Origin of the sequence: Winogradskyella sediminis (assembly GCF_003387355.1) — a bacterium.
GTDB lineage: Bacteria > Bacteroidota > Bacteroidia > Flavobacteriales > Flavobacteriaceae > Winogradskyella > Winogradskyella sediminis.
Map to the genome: position 1 here is coordinate 1 of NZ_QUNH01000026.1, position 1,441 is coordinate 1,441.

The window sequence follows — 1,441 nt, forward strand, 5'->3', positions numbered from 1 at the left end:
ACCGTTGTAATGCATTTACCTTAACCAACTAACTGAATTACTAACTAAAAGATATCATTTACTCATTTTGACTTTTGAGTCGAATTTAAAGCGAATATATTATCGAAAAAAATATGTATAAAACCAATCTAATTGTAATTCTGTTAATATTCTTTTCATTTTCAAATGCTCAAGAAAAAGATACTATTTATGGAAAAGTAAAATCCATAAGAGAAGAACTAAAATTTGTAAATGACAGTATTCAGAACAGAAAACTATTTAGTACAGAGGGCGACTATGGTCATTATGGGTTTTCGAGTGCTGAATTTACCAAAAGTCGTTTTAAAAGCTGGTGGTATGACACTTATTGGGTTCATTATGTAAATTATTACAAAGAATTTGACAAAAATGATAGACTTTTAAAAGAGGTTTGGTTTTATAAAAATCAAGACACTGTAAATTATAACGAATACAAATACAACAGCTTTGGTAAAGTTAAAAATCGTAAATACATTTCGTATAAAGAGTCCAATTCAAGTTATACTTATGACTTAAATAATCATTTAATTTACGTTAAAACCGTGAGTACTGATAGTAGTTACTCTACGGAAAAATATAAATACAATAAAAAGGGTTTAATTTCAGATTTTGAATACTTTAACTCTGACTACCCGAAAGAAATTAGAAGGACAGAAAAATATTATGACTCGATTGGAAATCTAATTGAAATTAGAAACTTCGACGAATATGGAGCTGATTACGGAACTCTTTACGAGTATGATGCAAAAGGGAGGAAAACCAAAATTATAAATCACTCGCCTTTTATTTGGGTTAAAACAAAAAGAGGAAGTAAACAAAAAAGAACTGATAAAGGAAGTAATCATTTAAGCCGTCACTATTTCTATGATGAGAAAGACAGAATTATTGAAATTCATTCTTATAATCAAGATTTTCACGATAAAAATAAAGCTGTAATTTATCGTAAAGAAAAAAAAGTTTACATTAACGATTTGCTAAAAGAATATCTTTATTATGATAAAAACGACACACTTACAAATTTTAGAAATTATGAATATGATGATAAAGGACGAAAATTAAAAGAAGTTGCAGTTAGTCCCAAATATCCAGATAATAATCGAACATTAGAATATTTATATGGTAATCACGACTTACCTATAAAACTGGTATATACAGAAAAAGGAAGGCGAACTGAAGTTGACTTTGAACACGAATTTGACGAAAAAAATAACTGGATTAAACAAACCAAAAGCGTAAATGGAAAAAAACTATTTATTTGGACAAGAAAAATTGAGTATTTTGAATAAAAAAACGCATTACAACAATGGCTATAAGTAATTGCTTGTTCTCGCCTACTTTGAAAATTCCTGCGGAATTTCCAACTTGGTGTATACTTGCTAAGTTAGTTGCTAACCCACGCAACTACTCATAGCCGAGACCGTTG

The 1,441-nt window shown here is 28.8% G+C and carries 1 protein-coding gene; it reads left to right on the top strand.

Features of this window, described 5'->3' with window-relative positions:
* The first annotated feature begins 113 nt into the window (after window positions 1–113).
* Window positions 114–1,304: a hypothetical protein gene (locus C8N41_RS16750; protein ID WP_115840123.1), complete on the top strand. Its 1,191-nt coding sequence runs from the start codon at window positions 114–116 to the stop codon at window positions 1,302–1,304.
* Window positions 1,305–1,441: the final 137 nt, after the last annotated feature.

Excerpts from the sequence above, each read along its gene's own strand:
- C8N41_RS16750 (WP_115840123.1), top strand. The coding sequence starts at position 114 with ATGTATAAAACCAATCTAATTGTAATTCTGTTAATATTCTTTTCATTT.